The sequence below is a fragment of the Bradyrhizobium sp. genome (genome assembly GCF_030697065.1).
In the GTDB taxonomy this organism is placed as follows: Bacteria; Pseudomonadota; Alphaproteobacteria; order Rhizobiales; family Xanthobacteraceae; genus Bradyrhizobium.
Genome location: NZ_JAUYQU010000098.1, coordinates 1 through 18591 on the forward strand (window position 1 = coordinate 1; position 18591 = coordinate 18591).

General features: G+C 64.2%; 18 protein-coding genes and 1 pseudogene. 8 read left to right on the top strand and 11 right to left on the bottom strand.

Annotated features, from left to right (window positions below; all coding sequences use genetic code 11):
• Positions 1-255, top strand: a pseudogene (locus tag Q8R73_RS07285) (D-alanine--D-alanine ligase); the annotation flags it as partial.
• A gap of 326 nt (positions 256-581) precedes the next feature.
• Here the strand turns inward: Q8R73_RS07285 and Q8R73_RS07290 are convergent.
• The 5 genes from Q8R73_RS07290 to Q8R73_RS07310 form a co-directional block, all read right to left on the bottom strand.
• Positions 582-1331 carry an HAD family hydrolase gene (locus Q8R73_RS07290; protein WP_305718866.1) on the bottom strand — a complete coding sequence of 250 codons (750 nt, stop codon included), beginning with the start codon at positions 1329-1331 and terminating at the stop codon, positions 582-584.
• Positions 1322-2209, bottom strand: coding sequence for an oxygen-dependent coproporphyrinogen oxidase (gene hemF, locus Q8R73_RS07295; protein ID WP_305718867.1), 888 nt, complete (start codon positions 2207-2209; stop codon positions 1322-1324). The genes Q8R73_RS07290 and hemF overlap by 10 nt, the downstream gene beginning before the upstream one ends.
• A 107-nt stretch (positions 2210-2316) precedes the next feature.
• Entirely contained in the window at positions 2317-2682 is a 366-nt protein-coding gene (locus Q8R73_RS07300; RefSeq protein WP_305718868.1) for a 6-carboxytetrahydropterin synthase, read from the bottom strand.
• A 16-nt stretch (positions 2683-2698) separates the two neighbouring features.
• On the bottom strand, positions 2699-3331 hold the full coding sequence (queE, locus tag Q8R73_RS07305; protein WP_305718869.1) for a 7-carboxy-7-deazaguanine synthase: 633 nt from the start codon (positions 3329-3331) through the stop codon (positions 2699-2701).
• Positions 3332-3341: 10 nt separating this feature from the next.
• Positions 3342-3797, bottom strand: a complete 456-nt coding sequence (locus tag Q8R73_RS07310; RefSeq protein ID WP_305718870.1) for a tRNA (cytidine(34)-2'-O)-methyltransferase — start codon at positions 3795-3797, stop codon at positions 3342-3344.
• A 279-nt stretch (positions 3798-4076) separates the two neighbouring features.
• Between Q8R73_RS07310 and petA the strand changes: the two genes are divergently transcribed.
• The 6 genes from petA to Q8R73_RS07340 all read left to right on the top strand — a co-directional run bounded on the left by petA (position 4077) and on the right by Q8R73_RS07340 (position 11632).
• Positions 4077-4607: a ubiquinol-cytochrome c reductase iron-sulfur subunit gene (petA, locus tag Q8R73_RS07315; RefSeq protein ID WP_305718871.1), complete on the top strand. Its 531-nt coding sequence runs from the start codon at positions 4077-4079 to the stop codon at positions 4605-4607.
• A 63-nt stretch (positions 4608-4670) separates the two neighbouring features.
• A complete protein-coding gene (locus tag Q8R73_RS07320) occupies positions 4671-6743 on the top strand; it encodes a cytochrome c1 (RefSeq protein WP_305718872.1) in 2073 nt (690 codons plus the stop codon).
• 215 nt (positions 6744-6958) lie between these two features.
• Positions 6959-7633 carry a dienelactone hydrolase family protein gene (locus Q8R73_RS07325; RefSeq protein WP_305718873.1) on the top strand — a complete coding sequence of 225 codons (675 nt, stop codon included), beginning with the start codon at positions 6959-6961 and terminating at the stop codon, positions 7631-7633.
• A gap of 1 nt (position 7634) precedes the next feature.
• The gene (locus tag Q8R73_RS07330; RefSeq protein WP_305718874.1) at positions 7635-8543 is read left to right on the top strand and encodes an NAD-dependent epimerase/dehydratase family protein; all 909 of its coding nucleotides are present in this window, start codon (positions 7635-7637) and stop codon (positions 8541-8543) included.
• Positions 8544-8815: 272 nt separating this feature from the next.
• Positions 8816-10975, top strand: coding sequence for an anthranilate synthase component I (locus tag Q8R73_RS07335; RefSeq protein WP_305718875.1), 2160 nt, complete (start codon positions 8816-8818; stop codon positions 10973-10975).
• Between the two features lie 117 nt (positions 10976-11092).
• A complete protein-coding gene (locus Q8R73_RS07340; RefSeq protein WP_305718876.1) occupies positions 11093-11632 on the top strand; it encodes an adenine phosphoribosyltransferase in 540 nt (179 codons plus the stop codon).
• A 61-nt stretch (positions 11633-11693) separates the two neighbouring features.
• On the opposite strand, the gene Q8R73_RS07345 is transcribed toward Q8R73_RS07340, so the two are convergent.
• On the bottom strand, positions 11694-12479 hold the full coding sequence (locus Q8R73_RS07345; protein ID WP_305718877.1) for an alpha/beta fold hydrolase: 786 nt from the start codon (positions 12477-12479) through the stop codon (positions 11694-11696).
• 212 nt (positions 12480-12691) lie between these two features.
• Between Q8R73_RS07345 and Q8R73_RS07350 the strand changes: the two genes are divergently transcribed.
• Complete coding sequence (locus Q8R73_RS07350) at positions 12692-13897, top strand: alpha/beta fold hydrolase (protein WP_305718878.1); 1206 nt, start codon at positions 12692-12694, stop codon at positions 13895-13897.
• On the opposite strand, the gene Q8R73_RS07355 is transcribed toward Q8R73_RS07350, so the two are convergent.
• The 5 genes from Q8R73_RS07355 to Q8R73_RS07375 form a co-directional block, all read right to left on the bottom strand.
• Positions 13851-14519: a hypothetical protein gene (locus Q8R73_RS07355; protein ID WP_305718879.1), complete on the bottom strand. Its 669-nt coding sequence runs from the start codon at positions 14517-14519 to the stop codon at positions 13851-13853. The two genes, Q8R73_RS07350 and Q8R73_RS07355, sit on opposite strands and share 47 nt — an antisense overlap.
• Before the next feature lie 59 nt (positions 14520-14578).
• On the bottom strand, positions 14579-15337 hold the full coding sequence (locus Q8R73_RS07360; protein ID WP_305718880.1) for a hypothetical protein: 759 nt from the start codon (positions 15335-15337) through the stop codon (positions 14579-14581).
• A 244-nt stretch (positions 15338-15581) separates the two neighbouring features.
• The gene (locus tag Q8R73_RS07365) at positions 15582-16739 is read right to left on the bottom strand and encodes a M48 family metallopeptidase (protein WP_305718881.1); all 1158 of its coding nucleotides are present in this window, start codon (positions 16737-16739) and stop codon (positions 15582-15584) included.
• Between the two features lie 115 nt (positions 16740-16854).
• Positions 16855-17415, bottom strand: a complete 561-nt coding sequence (locus tag Q8R73_RS07370) for a LemA family protein (RefSeq protein ID WP_305718882.1) — start codon at positions 17413-17415, stop codon at positions 16855-16857.
• 183 nt (positions 17416-17598) lie between these two features.
• Positions 17599-18576 carry a small ribosomal subunit Rsm22 family protein gene (locus Q8R73_RS07375; protein WP_305718883.1) on the bottom strand — a complete coding sequence of 326 codons (978 nt, stop codon included), beginning with the start codon at positions 18574-18576 and terminating at the stop codon, positions 17599-17601.
• Positions 18577-18591 lie beyond the last annotated feature (15 nt).

Below are 18591 nucleotides of genomic sequence, written 5' to 3' on the forward strand. Positions count from 1 at the left end.
GTATCCGCCCGCATTCAGCGAACGGCGAAACGCATCTACCGCACCCTGGGGCTCGATGGATACGCACGGATCGACTTTCGTCTCACCGCCGACGGCACTCCGTATTTCATCGAAGCGAATCCCAATCCCGAAATAGCGAAGAGCCAGGAATTCGCGACAGCCGCGCTTCATGACGGGCTCGATTACCCCGCCCTGTTGCATCGTATTCTGGCCCTCGGAATCAGCCGGGCGAAGGCCGGGGCATCCGTAGGCTGAAGGGCCGCTGATCCCCGACGTGTGTCCCGCGCTTTACTGGCCCGCGACTTCGTCGGGCGGTGCCGGATCCTTCGGCTCATGCCCGCCGAAACGGAACAACCGGAACTGCCGGTACAAGTTCATTCAGGGCCGAAATGTGCGGGGACGAAGCGAATTCGCGGGCGCCTTCAAAAGTCCCCACCCTGAATTTGTGCCGGTGATTTGCCCGACGTGTCAAATGCAGTTGCTGGCATTACGCATGCCAGTGCTAGCCTGTATCATTGCATGGGGTTGTTTTCGATATTTTTGTTTTGGGGGCGCCGGGGCGGCTTTGGCGCGGCAAGAACTCATGCCGGCTCGACCGGCAGCAATTCCGTCAGCGACCGGATGATCCGGTCCGGCTTGACGTCGGTGTCGGCGGGCAGGCCGTCGCCATGCGCGTCCATCCAGATCGCATAGATGCCGAGGCGCTGCGGCACCACGATTTCCCATTCCAGATTGTCGCCGATCATCCAGGTGTCGGGCGCGGCCACCCCCAGCGCCTCCATCGCATGCAGGTAGGCGCGCTCCTCCGGCTTTCCGAAGCCGTGCTCGCCCTCGATCTGGACGTGGTCGAACCGGTGCGCCAGCTCGAAACGCACGACCTTGGCGCGCTGGGTTTCGGCGGCACCGTTGGTCACCAGCGCGAGCTTGACGCCCCGCGCCTTCAGGGCGTCGATCGCGTCATGCGCGCCCGGAAACATGAACATCTCTTCCTCGCGATAGGCAGTCAGGCGGTCGGCGAGCCGGACGGCAAGCTCCCCCGGCAGAGCGGGCCGGCCGGTGGCGGCCAGCGTAGCGAATCCGTCCTTGACGACGATCTGCCTCGCTTCGGCAAGTTTCAGCCGCCAGGCGGCTTCCGCCGTCGCCCAGAATTTGCGGCCCGACTCCAGCACCGCGGCGGCGACCTGCTGCGGCGAGTGCGGCGCCAGTTCCTCGGCGAATTCCGCCGCGACCTTGTTCCAGGCGATCTCCGGGCGGCCATAGGCCGACAGGATGGTGTCGTCCATGTCGATCAGCATCGCGCGGGGCAGGGGCGTCATTTTCTCTAGGGCCATTTCACTTCCGGGGGCATCGACGACAGGATGGAATCGACGTTGCCGCCGGTTTTCAGCCCGAAGATGGTGCCGCGATCATACAGCAGGTTGAATTCGACGTAACGTCCGCGCCGGACCAGCTGCTCCTCGCGGTCCCCGGCGCTCCACGGCGTCTCGAAATTGCGCCGCACCAGCTCGGGATACACTTTCAGGAAGGCGCGGCCGACGTCCCGGGTAAAGGCGAGGTCGGCATCCCAGTCGCCGGTATCGAGCCAGTCGTAGAAGATGCCGCCGATGCCGCGCACTTCCTTGCGATGCGGCAGGTAGAAATATTCGTCGCACCATTTCTTCAGCTTGCCGTAATCGGCCACGGCGCTGTGTGCGTCGCAGGCCGATTGCATCGCGGCGTGAAATGCCACGGTGTCGGGGTCTTCCTGGGTACGCCGCCGAACGAGCACCGGCGTCAGGTCCGCGCCGCCGCCGAACCATGATTTGGTGGTGACGACGAAGCGGGTATTCATGTGCACTGCCGGGATGTTCGGATTGCGCATATGCGCGATCAGCGAAATGCCCGAGGCCCAGAACCGGGGATCATCGGCAGCACCCGGAATCTGCGCGCGGAATTCGGGGGCGAATTCGCCATGTACCGTCGAGCAGTGCACGCCGACCTTCTCGAACAGCCGCCCGCGCATCACCGACATCACGCCGCCGCCGCCGGGGTTGCCGGTATGGTCGGTGCGGTCCCATGGCGTACGCACGAAGCGGCCTGCGCCGCCCGGCGAGAGCGATACCGGGGCGTCGTCCTCCAGCCTTTCGAAGGCCGCGCAAATCTCGTCGCGCAGCCGCTCGAACCAGCTCCGCGCCCGCGCCTTGCGATCCTCGATTACGGACAGGTCCATGCGAATTTCCTGAGTTTTTCTTCGGTCATTCCGGGATGGTCCGAAGGACCAGACCCGGAATCTCGAGATTCCAGGTTCGATGCTTCGCATCGCCCCGGAATGACGTTTCAAGTTGACGGGCCGTAGTAAGTGCAGCTCTCGTTGCAACTGTCGCGGTGCACGCTGACGCGCGCCAGCGTGCCTGCATGCGCAACCCGCTCCCAGATGAAGCGCGAGAGGTTTTCCAGCGTCGGCTGCCCCAGCGCCTCGACCTTGTTGAGCAGCCGGTGATCGAGGATTTTCTGTACCTCCGCCATGCTGCGGTCGAGCAGGCCGAGATCCATCACCATCCCGGTTTCTGGATCGGGCGTGCCGCGGATCGTGACCTCGGCGCGGAACGAGTGGCCGTGAATTTCCATGCTGGCGTCGCCCAGCGTCGTTCCCGACAGCGCATGCGCCGCCTCGAACCGGAACGATTTTGTCAGTTCCCACATTCTGATAGTCCAACCTTTACCTGATGCCGAGAGTCTTGTGCGTCTGCAGGCTGAGTCGCCATTGCGGATGGCGCATGCAGTAATCGACCGCGCGCTCGGTATTGGCCGCGATATCAGGGCCATCCATCGGCTGCAGCGAGAATCGTTCGAAGGCGAGACCGGCGAATGCCGCCGGCATGGCGTCCGCCTGCGGAAACACCAGCTTGAGTTCGTGGCCTTGCCGGACCAGCAAATCGGCGCCGGCTTTCGGGCTGACGCAGATCCAGTCCAGCCCGTCGGGCGGCTTGATCGTGCCGTTGGTCTCGATGCCGATTTCGAATCCGCGCGCATGCAGCGCGTCGATGAAGTCGGCATCGACCTGCAGCAGCGGCTCGCCGCCGGTCAACACCACGTAGCGAAGTCCGTACTCTCCGGCCCATTGGCCGGCAATGGTATCGGCCAACGCGTCCGCGGAGGCGTAGCGACCGCCGAGCGTGCCGTCGGTCCCGACAAAATCGGTGTCGCAAAACCGGCAGGTCGCGGTGGCGCGGTCCTGTTCGCGGCCGCTCCAGAGATTGCAGCCGGCAAAACGGCAAAATACCGCCGCGCGGCCGGCATGCGCGCCTTCGCCCTGCAAGGTCAGAAAGATTTCCTTGACCGCGTAACTCAACGCCGTCTCCTCAGGTTGCGGAACTGGTCTGCCGCAGCGCTTCGCCCAGCGCCATCGCCGCCGCGACCGCGACATTGAGCGAGCGCAGGCCGGGCTTGATCGGGATCACCACCCGTGCGTCCGCCGCGGTGACCACCTCGTCGGGAACCCCGGCGGATTCGCGCCCGAACAGCAGGATGTCATCGGCTTCGTAGCGGTAATCAAGATAGCAGCCCGGGCCCTTGGTGGTGAACAGGATCAGGCGATAACCCCGTTCGTTACGCCATTGCTCGAACTTTGACCACGAATCGTGGCGCATGATGGTTACCTCGTCGAGATAGTCCATGCCGGCCCGGCGAAAGTGCCGGTCGGACACCGGGAAGCCGGCGGGTTCGATGATATGGGCCGACACATCCAGGCAGGCGCACAGCCGCAGAATGGTCCCCGTGTTCTGGGGGATGTCGGGCTGGAAAAGCGCAACCTGCATGATGTGACCGCCCGCCTGAGGGCTCCATGAAATATCTGAATAATTCGCCGCCTGGCGCGGAATTAGTGCATTGCACGCATGGGAGCCGATAGCGGGCTTGCGCTCTTCCGGCAAGGGTGCCAATAGAACGATTCTGGACTGCTTGTTCCGCCCGATTGGGCAGGGAAAAGTGGTCTTTCTGCCGCCGCGGGGGTCGCGGGCGCCGGCAGCCTCCTCCGGTTCGTGTTGGCGTTCCCTGGGGCGGTTCCACCGGCTGCAGACAAGAAAGGGCTTGGAATCGTGACGACAGCGTCTTCCCCGGATCATCCGACACGACGTGATTTCCTTTTTGTTGCGACCGGGTCCGTCGCAGCGGTCGGTGCCGCGGCCGCATTGGTGCCCCTGGTGCTCCAGATGAATCCAGATGCCTCGACGATCGCGGCCGGTGCGCCGATCGAAGTCGATCTGACGCCGATCGCCGAAGGACAGGACATCAAGGTGTTCTGGCGCGGCAAGCCGATCTTCGTCAGCCACCGGACCAAGAAGCAGATCGAAGATGCCCGCAACGTGACGGTCGCCAGCCTTCCCGATCCGGAGAGCGACGATGCCCGCGTCAAGCCGGGCAAGGACCAGTGGCTGGTCGTCATCGGCATCTGCACGCATCTCGGTTGCATTCCGATCGCCCATGAGGGGCAGTACGACGGCTTCTTCTGCCCCTGCCATGGTTCGGTGTACGACACTTCGGGCCGCATCCGGTCGGGACCGGCGCCCACCAACCTGCCGGTGCCGCCCTATCAATTCGTTTCCGATACCAAAATCCAGATCGGCTGAGCCTCGGACCATGTTTCCGAGACCTGAGCCCTTCGCTTCGTCTTACTTCCCTAGGATCGCATCATGAGCGGACCCTCCGACTACCAGCCGACCAATCCCGCATTGAAGTGGATTGAACGGCGCCTCCCGATCTTGGGACTTATGCATTCCTCGTTCGTGGCCTATCCGACGCCGCGCAACCTGAATTACTGGTGGACCTTCGGCGCCATCCTTTCGATGATGCTGGCGCTGCAGATCGTCACCGGCGTGATCATGGCGATGCACTACACGCCGCATGTCGACATGGCCTTCAAGTCGGTCGAAAGCATCGTGCGCGATGTGAACTACGGCTGGCTGCTGCGCAACATGCACGCCAGCGGGGCCTCGATGTTCTTCATCGCGGTCTACATCCACATGTTCCGCGGCCTTTATTACGGGTCGTACAAGGAGCCGCGCGAGATCCTGTGGATTCTCGGCGTCATCATCTATCTCCTGATGATGGCGACCGGCTTCATGGGCTACGTGCTGCCGTGGGGCCAGATGAGCTTCTGGGGCGATACCGTCATCACCAATTTGTTCTCGGCGATTCCCTATGTCGGCGACAGCATCGTCACCCTGTTGTGGGGCGGCTATTCGGTCGGCAACCCGACGCTGAACCGCTTCTTCTCGCTGCACTATCTGCTGCCGTTCGTGATCGCCGGCGTGGTCGTGCTGCACGTCTGGGCGCTGCACGTCGCCGGCCAGAACAACCCGGCCGGCGTCGAGCCGAAGACGGAAAAGGACACCGTGCCGTTCACGCCCTACGCAACCATGAAGGATGCGTTCGGCGTTTCCTGCTTCCTGCTGTTCTTCGCCTGGTTCATCTTCTACATGCCGAACTATCTCGGCGACGCCGAGAACTACATCCCGGCCAATCCCGGCGTGACGCCGGCGCACATCGTGCCGGAATGGTATTATCTGCCGTTCTACGCGATCCTGCGCTCGATCCCGGACAAGCTGGCCGGCGTGGTCGCGATGTTCGGCGCCATCCTGATTTTGGCCTTCCTGCCCTGGCTCGACAGCGCCAAGACCAAATCGTCGAAGTACCGGCCGCTGGCGAAGCAGTTCTTCTGGATCTTCGTGGTCGTCTGCCTGCTGCTGGGCTGGCTCGGCGGCAAGCCCGCCGAAGGCATCTACGTGATCGCAGGCCGCGTCCTGACGTTCTGCTACTTCGCCTACTTCCTGATCGTGCTTCCGGTGCTGAGCCGGATCGAAACGCCGAGGCCTGTGCCGAACTCGATCGCGGACGACGTGCTGGCCAAGACCGGGAGCAAGTCGACGCCGATGGTGTCCTCGGTGATCGCGCTCGCCGTCGCGGGTGCGCTGTTCGCAGGATCGGTGCAGGACGCCAGGGCTGCCGAGGGACAGGAAATTCCGCCATCGCAGAAATGGTCGTTCGCGGGTCCGTTCGGCACGTTCGACCGCGGTGCCTTGCAGCGCGGCCTGAAAGTGTACAAGGAAGTCTGCGCGTCCTGCCACAGCCTGTCCTACGTCGCGTTCCGCAATCTCGCCGACGCCGGCGGTCCCGGCTTTTCGCCGGCGCAGGCGGCAGCTTTTGCCGCCGAATACCAGATCAAGGACGGCCCGAACGATGCGGGCGACATGTTCGAGCGGCCGGGCCGGCCCGCCGATTACTTTCCGTCGCCGTTCCCGAACGAGCAGGCGGCGCGGGCGGCCAATGGCGGCGCATACCCGCCCGACCTGTCGCTGATCAACAAGGCGCGTTCCTACCCGCGCGGCTTTCCGATGTTCATCGTCGACCTCTTCACCCAGTTCCAGGAACAGGGGCCGAACTACGTCAGCGCGCTGATGCAGGGCTATGTGGAAACGCCGCCCGCCGGGTTCGCGCTGCCGGAGGGCTCCTACTACAACAAGTACTTCCCCGGCCACGCCATCAAGATGCCGAACCCGCTGTCCGACGGCCAGGTCACCTACGACGACGGGTCGCCGGCGACTGTCGCGCAGTATTCCAAGGACGTCACCACGTTCCTGATGTGGACCGCGGAGCCGCACATGGAAGCGCGCAAGAAATTGGGCCTCCAGGTGTTTGTGTTCCTGATCCTGCTCACGGGCCTGCTCTACTTCACCAAGAAGAAGATCTGGGCCGACGCGCACTGAGCACTGCGCCGGGTCGGATGAATTCGAAAAAGCCCCTGCGGGGGCTTTTTTGTTGGCATCGTCATTCCGGGGCGATGCGCAGCATCGAACCCGGAAACTCGAGATTCCGGATCTGGTCTCGGACCATTCCGGAATGACGGACTGCGATTGCATCCCGCGCCTACAGCGGTCAAAATAGCATCCAATCCGCCACCAAGAAAAACCCGGAGGAACCCATGGGTACCAGCATCACGTTCAAGCGTCCGGACGGCAAGGATGCCGGCGGCTATCTCGCCAATGCCGCGCGCGGCAATGCGCCGGGCGTGGTGGTGATCCAGGAATGGTGGGGGCTTTCCGAGCAGATCAAGGGGCTGTGCGACCGCTTCGCGCTGGCCGGTTTCGATGCGCTGGCGCCCGATCTCTACAAGGGCACGGTGGTGCCCTATCACGACACCGACGCCGCCAATGCGCAGATGAACTCGCTCGATTTCATGGATGCGACCACCCAGACCGTGCGCGGCGCCGCGCAATATCTGGCCCGGAACGGCGCCAAGGTCGGCCTGACCGGCTTCTGCCTCGGCGGCGCGGTGACCATCATCGGCGCCACCAAAATTCCCGAACTCGCCGCCGGCGTGGTGTTCTACGGCATTCCGCCGGAGGCGGCCGCAAAACCCGCCGACGTCAAAATTCCGCTGCAGGCGCATTTTGCCAACAAGGACGACTGGTGCACGCCGGCGTTGGTCGAGGGTTTCGAGAAAGCGATCAAGGCCGCCGGCAAATCGCTCGAACTGTTCCGCTACGATGCGGAGCACGCCTTCGTCAACGAGCAGCGCCAGTCGGTGCACGACCGCGAGGCCGCTGAACTGGCCTGGGGCCGGGCGACAGAATTCTTCAAGAAGCATCTGAACTGACATGAAGATCTTTTGCACGGGGGCATCGGGCTATATCGGCGGATCCGTGGCGACCCATCTGGTCGCGGCCGGGCATCAGGTGACGGGTCTCGTTCGCACACAGGACAAGGCCGATGCGGTCAGGGCGCGTGGCATCGAGCCGGTGCTGGGAACGCTGGATGACGCAGCCGTTCTTTCGCAAGCTGCGAAAGCAGCCGATGTCGTGGTCAATGCCGCCAGCGCTGATCACAAGGGCGCAGTCGTCGCCTTGCTCGATGCGCTGGCCGGAAGCGGCAAGTCGTTCATCCACACCTCGGGGTCGAGCATCGTCGGCACGCCCGCCCGCGGTGAGCGCTGCGACTCGGTGTTCGATGAAGACACGCCGTTCACGCCATCATCGGCGCGCGCGGCGCGGGTCGCCCTCAACGAGTTCATCCTGTCGTATCGCGACAAGGGCTGTCGTCCCGTCATCATCTGTCCCAGCCTGATCTACGGGGCTGGCCATGGCGTCAAGCCAGACAGCGTGCAGGTGCCCTACCTGATCCGCCTCGCCAGGAAGCGCGGAAACGCCGCGCATGCCGGACCCGGCGAGAACATCTGGTCGGACGTTCATATCGACGACCTCGTGCCGCTCTATGCGCTGGCGATCGAGAAGGCGCCGGCCGGATCGTTCTACTTCGCCGAGAACGGCGAGCATTCGATGCGCCAGCTTTGCGAGGCCATCAACCGCATGATGGGCTTTAAAGGTCCGCCGGCGGCGATTTCGATGGCGGAGGCGGCCGCCGAGTGGGGCGAGGGCACCGCCGAAAACACCATGGCATCGAACAGCCGGGTGCGCGCCAGGCGCGCGCGGCAGCTCGGCTGGACGCCAACGGCGCGCGGCGTGATCGAGGAAATCGAACTGGGCTGTTATCGCGGGCAGGATAGCTGATCGCCGTCGTCGGTGTTCGCCGGGGCCTGTTTTCGGGCTCTCGGCCCCGGGGACGTGCCCCGCCAGCCTCTCTCTTGACGTTTCCGTTCCGGCATGGTGTCTAACTGCCATGAACACCGTCGTCCGCCCAATCCGTCTTTGGTGGCGCACCTCCTGAGAGGTGGCCGGTGCGATTTCATTTTCTCAGATCGTCAGAGGCCGTCATCGCAGTGCGACGGCCCTTTCGTTTGTCCTGCATGGCGCTCCCTCGCTAAGTTTCGTAAGAGGATGACATGAACAGGACAGCCTTCTCCCTGCCGGACCACAGCGAATACCGCACCCGTGGCGGGCTGGCGGTGACGCGGAACGTCGAGCAATTCACCGGCGACGCCGAGCGGCTCGATGACCTGATCGAACTGCTCGATCGCCGCCGCGGCGTGGTGCTGTCGTCGGGCACAACGGTGCCCGGCCGTTACGAGAGTTTTGATCTCGGCTTCTCGGATCCGCCGCTGTGGCTGCAGACCACTGGCTCCGGTTTCTCGCTCGAAGCGCTGAATGCGCGCGGCGAGGTGCTGATCGCGTTCCTGGGCGATGTGCTGCGCGAGCCTTGCGTGGTCGTTACCGATAGAACCGCAACCCGTCTTGCCGGCCATATCGTGCGCGGCGCGGCCCCGGTCGACGAGGACCAGCGCACCCGCCGCGCCAGCGTGATGTCGCTGGTGCGCGATCTCGTGGCGGCACTGGGCGCCAATGACGATCCCTTGCTCGGCCTGTTCGGCGCCTTCGCCTATGACCTCGTGTTCCAGATCGAGGACCTCGTGCAGAAGCGGGCGCGGGAGGCCGACCAGCGCGACATCGTGCTGTACGTGCCGGATCGCCTGCTGGCCTATGACCGCGCCACCGGACGCGGCGTGGTGCTGAGCTACGACTTTGCCTGGAACGGCCAATCCACCGAGGGCCTGCCGCGCGAAACCGCCGAGAGCGGTTACGCCCAGACGCCGCGGCAGGGATTTGCCGATCATGCGGCCGGCGAATATCAGGCCACCGTCGAAAAGGCGCGGGCCGCCTTCGCGCGCGGCGACCTGGTCGAGGCGGTGCCGGGGCAGCTGTTCGCCGAGCCCTGCGAGCGTTCGCCGGCGGAAGTTTTCCAGCGGCTGTGCCGGATCAATCCGTCGCCCTATGGCGCGCTGATGAACCTCGGCGAGGGCGAATTCCTGGTGGCGGCGTCGCCCGAGATGTTCGTGCGCTCCGACGGCCGCAGGGTCGAGACCTGCCCGATCTCGGGCACCATCGCGCGCGGCGTCGATGCGATCGGCGACGCCGAGCAGATCCGGCAACTGCTGAATTCGGAGAAGGACGAATTCGAACTCAACATGTGCACCGACGTCGACCGCAACGACAAGGCGCGGGTCTGCGTGCCCGGCACCATCAAGGTGCTGGCGCGGCGGCAGATCGAGACCTATTCAAAACTGTTCCACACCGTCGATCATGTCGAAGGCATTCTGCGGCCGGGGTTCGATTCGCTCGATGCGTTCCTGACCCACGCCTGGGCGGTGACGGTGACAGGCGCGCCGAAATTGTGGGCGATGCAATTCGTCGAGGACAATGAACGCTCGTCGCGGCGCTGGTATGCCGGCGCGATCGGCGCGGTGAATTTCGATGGCAGCATCAATACGGGACTGACCATCCGCACCATCCGGATGAAAGACGGTCTCGCCGAAGTCCGCGTCGGCGCCACCTGCCTGTTTGACTCCGATCCGGCGGCCGAGGATCGCGAATGCCAGGTCAAGGCCGCGGCGCTGTTCCAGGCACTGCGCGGCGATCCCGCAAAACCGCTGTCCAGCATCGCGCCGGATGCCACCGGCTCGGGCAAGCGGGTGCTGCTGATCGACCATGACGACAGTTTCGTGCATATGCTGGCGGACTATTTCCGGCAGGTCGGCGCCACCGTTACGGTGGTGCGGCACGTCCACGCCCAGCAGATGCTGAAGCAGAATTCCTGGGACCTGCTAGTGCTGTCGCCGGGTCCCGGCCGACCGGAGGATTTTGCGATTTCGAGGACGATCGATACCGCGCTCGACAGGAAGCTGCCGATCTTCGGCGTCTGTCTCGGCGTGCAGGCGATCGGCGAATATTTTGGCGGCCAGCTCGGACAGCTCGGCCAGCCCGCGCATGGCCGGCCGTCGCGGGTTCAGGTGCGGGGCGGGCGCCTGATGCAGAACCTGCCCAATGAAATCGTGATCGGCCGCTATCATTCGCTCTATGTCGAGCGCGACAGCATGCCCGACGTGCTCAGCGTGACCGCGAGCACCGAGGACGGCGTGGCGATGGCGATCGAGCACAAGACCTTGCCGGTTGGCGGCGTGCAGTTTCACCCGGAATCCCTGATGTCGCTCGGCGGCGAGGTCGGCCTGCGCATCGTGGAGAACGCGTTCCGGCTGGGCGGTAGCTAAGGTGTCATTCCGGGGCGTGCGAAGCACGAACCCGGAATCCAGAGGTTGGTCGCACGAGATTCCGGGTTCGCGCTGCGCGCGCCCTCGGAATGACGAAGAGAGAGAAGAGAATCACCGATGACGTTCGAACATGATCTGAAAGCCACCGTCCGCACCATTCCGGATTACCCCAAGCCGGGCATCCTGTTTCGCGACATCACAACGCTGCTCGGCGATCCCCGCGCGTTTCGCCGCGCGGTCGATCAGCTGGTGGATCCCTGGGCCGGTTCCAAGATCGACAAGGTCGCCGGCATCGAGGCGCGGGGCTTCATCATCGGCGGCGCGGTGGCGCACCAGGTCTCGGCCGGCTTCGTGCCGATCCGCAAGAAGGGCAAGCTGCCGCACACCACCGTGCGGATCGCCTATTCGCTGGAATACGGCCTCGACGAAATGGAAATGCACGCCGACGCCATCAAGCCCGGCGAGCGGGTGATCGTGGTCGACGATTTGATTGCGACCGGCGGCACCGCGGAAGGCGCGGTCAAGCTGCTGCGCCAGATCGGTGCCGATGTGGTGGCGGCGTGCTTCATCATCGACCTGCCGGATCTGGGCGGAGCTGCGAAGATTCGGGCGATGGACGTGCCGGTGCGAACGCTGATGGCATTCGAGGGGCATTAAGCCGTTACCCTGCTCTGGGAACGAGCCAACAATCGTCAGGCAGTGCTTCTGCTACCTCTCACTATTGCGGCAGCTTGGCGCTGCCTGCGCCAAAGAACTCTTCGATCCCGGCTGCGACTAAAACCGGCCGCGTTACGGTCGGAACATGACCGGCGCCATCGATGATCGCCAGAGTCGCATGCGGCAGTCCGGCGGCAAGCGTCTGCGACGAGGCCAGAGGCGTGATGGCGTCGCGGCTGCCGTGGATGACAAGGGCGGGTATCTGCAACTCCCCTAGCCGCGATTCGATGTCGATTCCTTCCATGGATTCCATCAACTCGATCGCGGCGGTGGCGCTGGACCGCATCACGATCTTCTTTCCCCATTCTCGCTCGGCTTCGCAGTCCACTTCGGGTACGCACGCATCGACAAAGGCCGCCATGGTCGACGGAAAATCGAGTCGGCAACCTTGCATCAGCCGGTCCCGTTGCGGCGTCCTATCGCCTGTATACCGCCCGTCGACGAGCACGAGACCTGAAAATCGCCCGGGCTGCCTCAATGCCGCTTCGAGCACGACGGCGGCACCGGCGGATTCGCCCGCGAGGACGCACCGTTCCACTTCCAGCCGATCCAGCACGAGGAAGAGATCGGAAACCAGAAGGTCGAAGGTAATTCGCGGCGCCCGGCTGATCGTGGCGCCGGTGCCGCGATGGTCGTAGGTTATCGTCCGCCATGATTTGCTGAGGCCCTCGAAGACCGGCAGCCAGAGCTCGCCGCTACCCACCCAGCCTCCTTGAGCCACGATGGTCCGCTTTCCGCCGCCGAAGGATTGCACAAACAGGCTGACGTCGTCGGTTTTCAGGTACATGGTCCACCGTGGATACGCGGATAGAATCGTGCTTGCCAACGCAATCGCCGCTTACCCGCTCGTGATCTCGACCGGGTAGCGACGCTGGCGAGGATGAGGCGGCCGCGGGCCTGCAACCAGTTGTTTCCTTCGACGCGGGGTTGCAGGTAGCGATTGTCCGGACCGCAGCGGTGAGCCATCATCGGGGAAGCGGTTCGAAGGGTTGCGGGTCGATGCAGGACGACTTCAGGCAAAAGCTGGCGCTCATTATTGACCTCGCGGGGGTCAGCCGGTCCGGGCTCGCCCGTGAAATCGGCCTCGACAAGTCAGTGGTGAGCCGGTGGGTTTCCGGCGCGACGCGGCCCAGCACCGCCAGCCTCGATCAACTGACCGCGAAGCTCGCGGACCGCGTCGCCGGCTTGCTGCGCTCTGACTGGGAACGGCCGCTGGCGGCCTTCGAGGCAAAGTTTCGGACCAGCGCCCTGGACCGCCGCATCGACGCGGCGACGGCTCACGACGGCAGCGCCGCGCCGGCGTCGCGGCAGGAGGTCACCTTTTGCACCACCGCGGACCAGGTGCACCTGGCGGTCGCCTCAATGGGCGAAGGTCCGGTCCTGGTCAAGGCGCCCAACTGGCTGAACCATGTCGAGTATGACCTGGTGAGCCCGGCCTGGGCTCCCACCTTCACTCGCTTGGCCCGCAACTTCCGATTTATTCGCTATGATGCGCGCGGCAATGGCCTGTCGGATTGGGACTTCGGCGACGATTCATTCGAGGCTTCCGTTCGGGATCTTGAAACTGTGATCGACAGGCTCGCTCTGGAGCAAGTCTCGCTGCTCGGTCTCTCTCAAGGCGCGGCGTTTGCGATTGCCTATGCCGCGCGTCACCCCGCCAGGGTGTCGAGGCTGCTTCTGCACGGATGCTACGCCAGGGGGCGCCATCGGAGAAACAATGATCTGGAACGCGGGAAATCCGGATTGGTCGACTCCCTGATCGCCACGGGGTGGGGGAATGACAGCCCGGTCTACAACAATGCGCTGGCCTCGTTTTTCATTCCTTCCGCTGCACCCGACCAAATCCGCTCCTTCGCCCTGCTCCAGCGCGTGAGCGCTTCAGCCGACAATGTGCTGCGCTCGAAGGCCATGCTGGATGAAATCGATATCACCGGCGTGCTGTCCACGATCCGTGTGCCGACGCTGATCACCCATTCGCGACGCGATCAGATTGTCCCGATCGAAGAGGGCAGGCTGGTGGCGACGGCCATTCCAGGCGCGAGATTCGTTTCGCTCGAAAGCGACAATCACGTGATCCTGCCCGGAGAGCCCGCTTGGGATCGCTGGATGTCGTTGGTGGAAGATTTCGGTTCGGGCAGGCTCGCCGGCGGGCAAGCCGCTACGACCCCTGCAGCATCAAATTCAGCTCCAACTCGCGGAAGCTGAAGTAGTTTTCGCGGATCCACTGATGCAGTTCGGTCGACGAATCCTTCTCGTTGCGCAAATAGCCGGTGAACGAGAAGGTCAGCCGGTCGATATAGGTCTTCAGGAACACCGGCAGGGCGGCGATGCGCAACACCCGGCCGCGGGCAAAGGCCGGCGGCAGTTCGCCGCGCACGATATGCTCGTTGTCGATGGTGACCAGGGCGGCCGGCGGAATCTGCTGCTGCAGCATGGGAAAGGCGCGCGCCGAGACGCGGTCGGTATCGGCGACGAACAGGATCAGCGGCGAGACGCCGCGCCGCGCCGCTTCCTTCATGAAGCCGATTTCCCCGGTCATCTTGAAGAACTCGTCGAAGGCATGGAAACCGAGGTCGATCACCTTGCCGACCCCGTCATTGACGATCAGGCGGTCCATCAGCTGCATTTTGCCGAAGGTGTCGATGACGTCGGCGGTCTCGGTCACCTTGGGCAGGAATTCCAGCAGCGACGGCTCTTTCAGATTGATGTCGAAGGCCGCAACCGCGCCGTGCTTCAGCAGCAGGAATTCGGTCAACAACCGCGCGATCAGCGTCTTGCCGACCAGCGGGCGGGGCGAGCAGATGATGAAAACGGGCGTGCGGTACATCGGCGCTATATCAGGCGATTTCGGCGTTCAATCCAGCCTGATAGCAGCCGTTTGCGCAATTATTTTTCGCCGCTGCGCGTCACCGGTTTGCCGGAGCCGACCAGGTCGGTCAGCTTGATGCGGTCGAACTCGCTCCAGACATTGGCCAGCCAGTGCCGGACATAGCCGCGCAGCACGAACGAATAGTTCGCGGGTTCGTCATTGACGCCCTTGTTGGCGACGAATTTCAGGAACGGCACCGAGGAGACCTCGACCTGCTCATAGGCCATTTCGTTGAGCTTGGGGATGGTGAGTTCGGTGGCGTCCTTGATGCGGTGGAAATAGGAATTGTAGGTCGCCTGGTCCCACTGGAAGAACTGGGTGTCGTTGATGAAGTTCTTGACCAGGAAATATTTGGCGCCCTGCATGAAATTGGCGGTCTGGGCGATTTCGTCCAGCGAGGCGATCGACGGGCCGAGGATATGGAACACGGCAAAGGTGATCTGCCCGGACTTGGCGGCGTCGAGAAAGCCGATGTCGCGCAGCGACGCTAGCGCCGGCGACAACAGTCCGGCGCGGACGTCGATCACGGTGACGGAGGGGCTTGCCGCATTCAGCGTATCGAAGATCTTCATCTGGTCCGAGGTCGTCGTCATGTCGACGATCTCGGTGATGTCGGGGTGAAAGCGCATCAGGGTGCCGCGCGGCGACTCGGTGTCGAAGGCCCGGGTGGGGATGTTGTTGGCGCTGAAATAATCCAGCAGGGTCCGCGACACCGTGGTCTTGCCGACCCCGCCCTTGTCCGCGCCCACCACGATCACTACCGGCTTCGTCGTCATGAATTTCCCTTACGCGCCATTCTTGCTGCCGGCATGATCCTAGAGCAAACCCGAACCGTCTGTTGGCGGAATCGGAGCTGGACCGTGCCTCGTCCCGGATCGCAAAGCGGTCGAAACGTCCCCGTCCCCTGCTTTGGGCGCGAACATGGCAGAAACAAGGGAGAATTCAACGTATTAGAGCGGTGTTAAGCTTAATCCTGCCGGTGTCGTTAACGCGCGGAGGTCGATTCGGCCAGCCACGGGTTCAGCTGCGCCGGCCCCAGGGGCCGCGCGCGGCGCGGGCCGGGCCATCGCTCCCCGGCGCGGCGGGGACCGGCGGCGGAAGCGAGTCCGTCGAGGCCGGCCGCTCCGACTGGCCGTCGTCCGGCCCGGCCTCGCTATCCGACGGCAGCGGCAGCCGCCCGGGATCGCGGCCGCCGGCATATTTCACCAGCGCCTGCACCCGGGACTCCACCGAGGGATGGGTGGCAAACAGGTCGGAAAATCCCTCGCGCGGGTTGTCGACGCACATTTCCATCACCGCCGAGGTGGCACCGGGAAGCTCGCCGCGGTTCTCGATCTTGCGCAGCGCCGAGATCATGGCGTCGGGGTTCTTGGTCAGTTCGACCGATCCGGCGTCGGCAAGAAATTCGCGCGACCGCGACAGCGCCAGTTTTACGACTTGCGACAGCAGCCAGGCCAGCAGGATCAGCACCACCGCGATGATGACGACGACGATGGCGCCGCCGCCGCCCTTGCTGTTGCTGTCCGACGAGGAAGACGACCTCGACGACGATGATCTGCCGGCAGAATTCCAGCTCAGATGAGTGAACATGCGGAAGAACAGTTCACCGAAGAAGCCGACTACGCCGGCGATGATTACCGCAGTCACCATCAACTGCACGTCGCCATTGCGGATGTGGGTGAGCTCGTGGCCGAGCACTGCTTCAAGCTCCTGATCATCCAGCGCCTGCAACAGGCCCGTCGTGACGGTGACGGCGTATTGCCGCTGGTTGAGCCCGCTGGCGAAGGCGTTGCGCGCGTCGCTGTCCATGATCTTAAGCTTCGGCATCGGGATGCCCCGGGAGACGCAGAGGTTTTCCAGCAGGTTGTAGAGGTGCGGCTGCTGTTTCCGCGTCACGGCCTCGCCGCCGGTGACGGCATCGATCATGTTCTGGTGGAAGAAATAGGCGATCACGATCCACAGCGCCGCGGCGCCCGTGGCATAGGGGAACGCTGTCATCAGGTCGCGCGCCGCCAGCACAAGATAGTCATTGACCGACCGGTTGCTGTTTAAAACGACTTCCGCCAGCAGCGCGCCGGCATAGACCAGCACGTAGATCAGCAGGAACAGCCCGGCAAGCAGCAGCATCGAACGAAGCTTGTTCGATGCGATGTGCGTATAAAGACCGTAGGCGGCCATGGTGCTTGTTTCCGCTAGTGGCTGTCATTCCGGGGCACGCCAACGGCGTGAACAGGGAATCCCGGGATTCCGGGTTCGATGCTTCGCATCGCCCCGGAATGACGGGCGACGTGCCTCAGAACTTGACCGTCGGCACCGCTTCGACCTGCGTCCTGGAGGCGCCGAGATCGAAGAATTCCCTGGCGGTGAAACCGAACGTGCCGGCGAACAGGGCCGCGGGCATCTGCTGGATGCCGGTGTTGTATTCCTGGACCGCGTTGTTGAAGAAGCGGCGGGCGGCCGCGATCTTGTTCTCGAGATCGGACAATTCGCTCGACAGCTGCTGGAAGTTGGCGTTGGCCTTGAGGTCGGGATAGGCCTCCGACAGCGCGATCAGCCTGCCCAGCGCGCCGCTCAGCACGTTTTCGGCGGCCGCGACCTGTCCCGGTCCCTGCGCCGACATCGCGGAGTTGCGGGCCTTGATGACGTCGTCGAGCGTGCCGCGCTCGTGGCTGGCATAGCCCTTCACGGTCTCGACCAGGTTCGGAACCAGGTCGTGGCGCTGCTTGAGCTGCACGTCGATGTCGGCAAAGGCCTGGCCGACGCGCTGGCTGAGCGCGACCAGGCGGTTGTACATGGCGAACGCGAAAAACACGAGAGCGACGATGACGCCGAGAACGATCCAGCCGGTCGACATGGCAAAAAAACTCCTGGTGAGACGACGAAGGCGGGCACGCTAGACCAAATCCGGCCCGCGCGGCAGCCCGCCGCGAGGTGAGGCTCCGGTTGGTCGAAGCCGGAGCGCGATAAGTTCAAGAGGGGCGGTCGGAGTCGAATCCCGAAAACAACCCCATGCACAGATAGCATCCTCTTGATCGCGCTAGCTTTCCTTCATCGCCGCATCGCCCCACCGCCAGCGCCGGGCGCGGGCGAAATCAGCCTTGGCGCGGCGCGACACCTTCGTGACGGCGAGCCCCTGCGGCGTGCAGAGCTTGGCCGTCACCTCGACCTTGCTGACGACAGGCTGCGCCAGCACGCGGGCGGGGCGCCGCGCGGCCGGGGCGCGCGTCAGCGCGACATAGGCGAATCGTTCGTCCTCATAGGCCAGTTCGGCGGATTTGAGCTGCCGGTGCGCCTGCGAGCGCGGCAGCCGCTGGCTGAAGTGACACCAGTCGGGCGCATCGAGCGGACAGGGGCCGTCATGCGGACAGGGCGCCGCGACATGCGCGCCCGCCGCGATCAACTGCGCCCGCAGCGCGATGATCCGCGCATAGCCCGCCGGTGTGCCGGGTTCGACCACCAGCAGCGTATCGCGGGTCCTGGCCCACATCAGGTCGGCGAGCGCCATCCTTTCAGCGTCGCCGATCTCGCCGATCATGTAGCTCGCCACCACGAGGTCGGCGGCGTCAGCCCGGGCAAGCTCGGCGCGGGCCTCGCCCCGCCGGTAGTCCATGCCGCGCAGGCGCGTGCTGGCGCCGCCCAACTCCAGCGCCAGCGCGCGCAGCGCGCCGTTGGCGTCGAGCAGCGTAAATCCCGTCAACGAGGAAAACGCCTCCGCCGCCGCCCAGCTCGCGGTGCCCGGTCCGGCCCCGACATCGAGCAGGCTTTCAGGCGCGAAGTCCGGCGTGATTTCGGCCAGCGCGTTCAGGCCGGCCGTGACCGCGGCATAGGTCGCCGGCATCCGCGCCAGCGCATAAGCGAGCGCGTCGGCCTCTGAGCGGATCGCGTCGGAGCCGCCACCATCGCGATAGGTTTTCGAGATGTTGGCCGAGCGTTCGGCGGCGTCGCTGCGCGATAGCCCGTGCAGCCTGGCGTCGAGCGCGGACTTCAGTTCGGAGGGAAGGTCGGGAGGGATCATCTGGTTTTCTTCCCC